Source organism: Bacillus sp. JJ1503 (assembly GCF_036965125.1).
GTDB lineage: Bacteria > Bacillota > Bacilli > Bacillales > Cytobacillaceae > Cytobacillus.
Window position 1 is genome coordinate 13,926 of sequence record NZ_JBALOZ010000195.1, and the last position, 3,539, is coordinate 17,464.

Sequence of the window (3,539 nt, forward strand, 5' to 3'; positions counted from 1 at the left end):
CGATAGCACCAAAGATTGATTGTAATGTGACAATAATTTATTAAACATAATTTATCTCTCCATTACTGGATAAATTCTTTTTGTGAAAAACTTCCTACTTTAAGTATAAAATGATCAAGGTATTATTGAGTATACAGTATTTAGTTCAATTATACAAAATATGGTATAATGATAGAATGATATTTCGGGATACATAGTAGTGATAGGAGGGGAGGGCTTATGGAAATTAACTTTCAGAAGAAAGAGTAATGGTTTAGGATTAATGTCAGTCAGACTGCAATTTCTTTTTTTCTGACACAAAAATGAAAAACAAATTGATATATCGAACGAAGATAGGAGGATTATTATCGTAAAGCGAGAAAATGGAAATTTAGAAAAAATGACTGAGGAAGATTATTACAAAAATGAATAATGGTTGTTAAAGGGTGATTATTCAAAAAGAATGGTCACCCTTTTTCTTATTCAAGTAACGAGTAGTATTCTTTAATAAGGTAATTTACCTTCTATGGTAATATTAAATAAAGTATATTTAGTAAGGTGGATTTGGTATGAATAAAAATCTTTTAAATCTTTATAGAAGATATTGGTCAGATATGGTTTCTTCCCTTGAAGGAAATCAACTAAGCAATCCGTTGTTACTTTATATAAATAATGAAGAAAAGTATAAAAATGCTGATATCAAAGTTATGTTTTTTGGACAAGAAACCAATACATGGGAAGGAGAATTAGGTAATAAAAGCATAGATGAATTATTAGTAACATACTGTAACTTTTTTGGAATGGGTAAATGTTTTAGATATGGTGGTCCGTTTTGGAATACTGTGAAAGATTACGTTAATACAATAAAACAATTAAATCCAGATAAAAGTGTGGAGTGTGTTTGGAATAATATTATAAAGATTGGAAAGGAAAAAAGTAAGGGAGCACCTGACAAGAGGTTAGTAAATATTCAAAATGAAAAATTCCCTGTGATTAAGGATGAGATTGATATTCTAAAACCAGACTTAATTATCTTTTTTACTGGTCCAAATTATGATCAATACATTAAAACTGAGTGGCGAGATTTAATGATTAATAGTGTTAATAATTGGGAAACAAGGAAAGTAGCATTGTTGAAACATGAATTATTGCCTAATAATACTATTCGTACATATCATCCCAATTTTATGTATATGAAAGGCAAGCAATTTTACTCTAATATTAAAAATTCTATTATTACAAACATATTGGGCTAATGGGGGCTTGAGCTGAACAAAAGGGTCACAGTTACGGTACTCTTTCTTGTTCCACGAACTGGCCGTTTGTGGAGGAAGGTTTTTTGTTAAAATGGAGCGAATAAAATAAAAAATCTATCCTTTGGAGGGAGATAATGTGAAGAAGCTCCACTTATTAAATATTGAAGAGAGGATGAAAAAATTTAAGAGATTAGCCTGTCCAACAAAACATTCATGCATTGCTGGACTGACAACTTCATTAAGTTTCAGGAAGTAAATAGTTTAAAACGGCTGCCGCTATCAAAATGATAATCGAAAGGTAAAAGGCAACATCATAGTTTCCAAACTCATTAAATAGTAAGCCTGTTTTGTAAGCTCCTAAAGCGGATCCTATTTGATGCCCTAAAGATAAGCTCCCTACAATAAACCCAATAGAATAATGTTTAAAGTATTAAGTTGCAAGCAATTGAGTAGGTGCAACAGTGGCAAAATCAACTAAACCAAATAAGGCCACAAAAATAAGTAATAACACTGGGACTTGGCTATATATGAGAATAGAGATGGATAAGGCACGCGTAAAGTACAAGAAAACGAGCAGCTTTAGACTACTCCAATGATCGATGATAACCCCTGAACATAATATACCAATAATATTAAATGCGGCTAGAATTGTATATACAATAATATTTATACATATTAGTGAACCTACACTTATTGCACGAAAGGTGCAGGTTTGCTTAATTAAAGTAGGAGAAGCCATAAGAATGGCTCCTCCTATTTTTAAATTCATTTCTTCGTTAAATACCAGTTTGTGTAGAATAATTGATCAATTTTTATTTCAAAGCTACATCGCGCATACATGTCGAGAAATAGGTCAAAAAACGACTTGACATTGGAGTCAACTCAAATGTTATTCTGAATTCATGGAAAAACTTTACTCTATACAAGAGGTTTCACAAATCCTTGGGATACCCAAGGATACACTTAGGTATTATGACCGGATTGGGATCGTCTCGCCGCCCCGGGATGACAATCGGTACCGCAAGTATTCGAGGAACGACCTCACAGACTTGATGAATATTCAAATCATGCAGTATGCGGACTTTTCTCTTGACGAAATGAGGGGAATACTTGGTTTGCGCAAGATGGAAAATATCGACTTCGCTTACTTGCAAGAGGTTTCTGCGTTCCTCGAAGCTAAGAATGCAGAAACGCGCATGAAGATTAACCAACTGGAAAAGGTCAATCTGTTGCTCAATATGGCAGCCGAAACGTTAAGGGACTTTAATAACGAAAGCGACCAACGGTTAGCAGGATACGTCCGCGAGCTTTACAAGGATATCCGAAAGAATGAACCGGGAATTTCTAAGGAGGGTTGTGATCATCATCAAGATTAGGAATTTTTATTATCTGATTGTAGGCGTTCTTGCGATTCTGTTTGCTGTCACGCATGCATGGAATGGGCAATCCGCTGTGTTGCCGAAGCTTGACATTAGGGCGATGTCAATGGATACCCGGACGGTATTCACGTATGTTTGGCACATTATAACGGCGGAAAATCTGGTCTTCGGCATTGCATTTATTTTCATGTCATTCCAAAGTGATCGATCGAAGGTTCGTTTTGCCGCATGGATGATCGCGGCGATACTGATCGTGCGACTGATTGTCATTCTTGGTGTAACGGCATTACTTGACGTTTCAGCTCTTAAGGATACGATAATAGATTCGATTGCCATCGCAATCTATGTTGCCTTGATCATATTGGGCACAGCTATGAATAAAAAACAATCCGGTGGTTAGCAGCTACAGTAACAGAGATGTCCGAATTATCTTCTAAATTGTAGACTCGCTCAAAGCTATAAAGTAAGCAATCTCTGATCTTTCTTGATCAATATGTTTATGATCAAAGTTGTACATTCAATATCGTGCTGTTATCAAATATTGAGGCATTGAAACTAACCAAGGTGAGATATTGTATCCCGAGCAGCAATTAGGTCAGGGCGTGTGTCCAATTGTGCTATTTGGGGCCCTTCGAAAGGGGGCGAACCCTTGGAGTTCGTTATTAATGAATGATACAAGGTTAAAAGATGTTATGGAGTTATAAAAAAGTCGTTTAAAAAGCTGTGTACCTTCAAGGAATATATATAGTACTGTTTAAGTAAATGGTTATTCGAACGGCCTTTTTATTAGGAACGCGTTTTTTTTACTAAAGGGCAGATTGTTGAATAACAAGAATCGGGCGCTTTTCTAAAATAAGGAAAGCGTCTTTCTTCATGAAAAGGGCCATTTAATTGAATAAGACTTTAAAGAAAATTGGATATCTAT

Annotated in this window: 3 protein-coding genes and 1 pseudogene; 3 read left to right on the forward strand and 1 reads right to left on the reverse strand. The window is 34.9% G+C overall.

The window, feature by feature from the left end; translation table 11 throughout:
• The first annotated feature begins 548 nt into the window (after positions 1–548).
• Entirely contained in the window at positions 549–1,235 is a 687-nt protein-coding gene (locus V7149_RS15260) for a hypothetical protein (protein ID WP_335346464.1), read from the forward strand.
• Positions 1,236–1,473: 238 nt separating this feature from the next.
• Here the strand turns inward: V7149_RS15260 and V7149_RS15265 are convergent.
• A pseudogene (locus V7149_RS15265) lies at positions 1,474–1,887 on the reverse strand (MFS transporter); the annotation flags it as partial.
• Between the two features lie 250 nt (positions 1,888–2,137).
• On the opposite strand from V7149_RS15265, the gene V7149_RS15270 reads away from it, so the two are divergent.
• Both V7149_RS15270 and V7149_RS15275 read left to right on the forward strand, forming a co-directional pair.
• A complete protein-coding gene (locus tag V7149_RS15270; RefSeq protein ID WP_335346465.1) occupies positions 2,138–2,611 on the forward strand; it encodes a MerR family transcriptional regulator in 474 nt (157 codons plus the stop codon).
• A complete protein-coding gene (locus V7149_RS15275) occupies positions 2,592–3,014 on the forward strand; it encodes a hypothetical protein (protein WP_335346466.1) in 423 nt (140 codons plus the stop codon). Before V7149_RS15270 ends, V7149_RS15275 begins: the two co-directional genes overlap by 20 nt.
• Positions 3,015–3,539 lie beyond the last annotated feature (525 nt).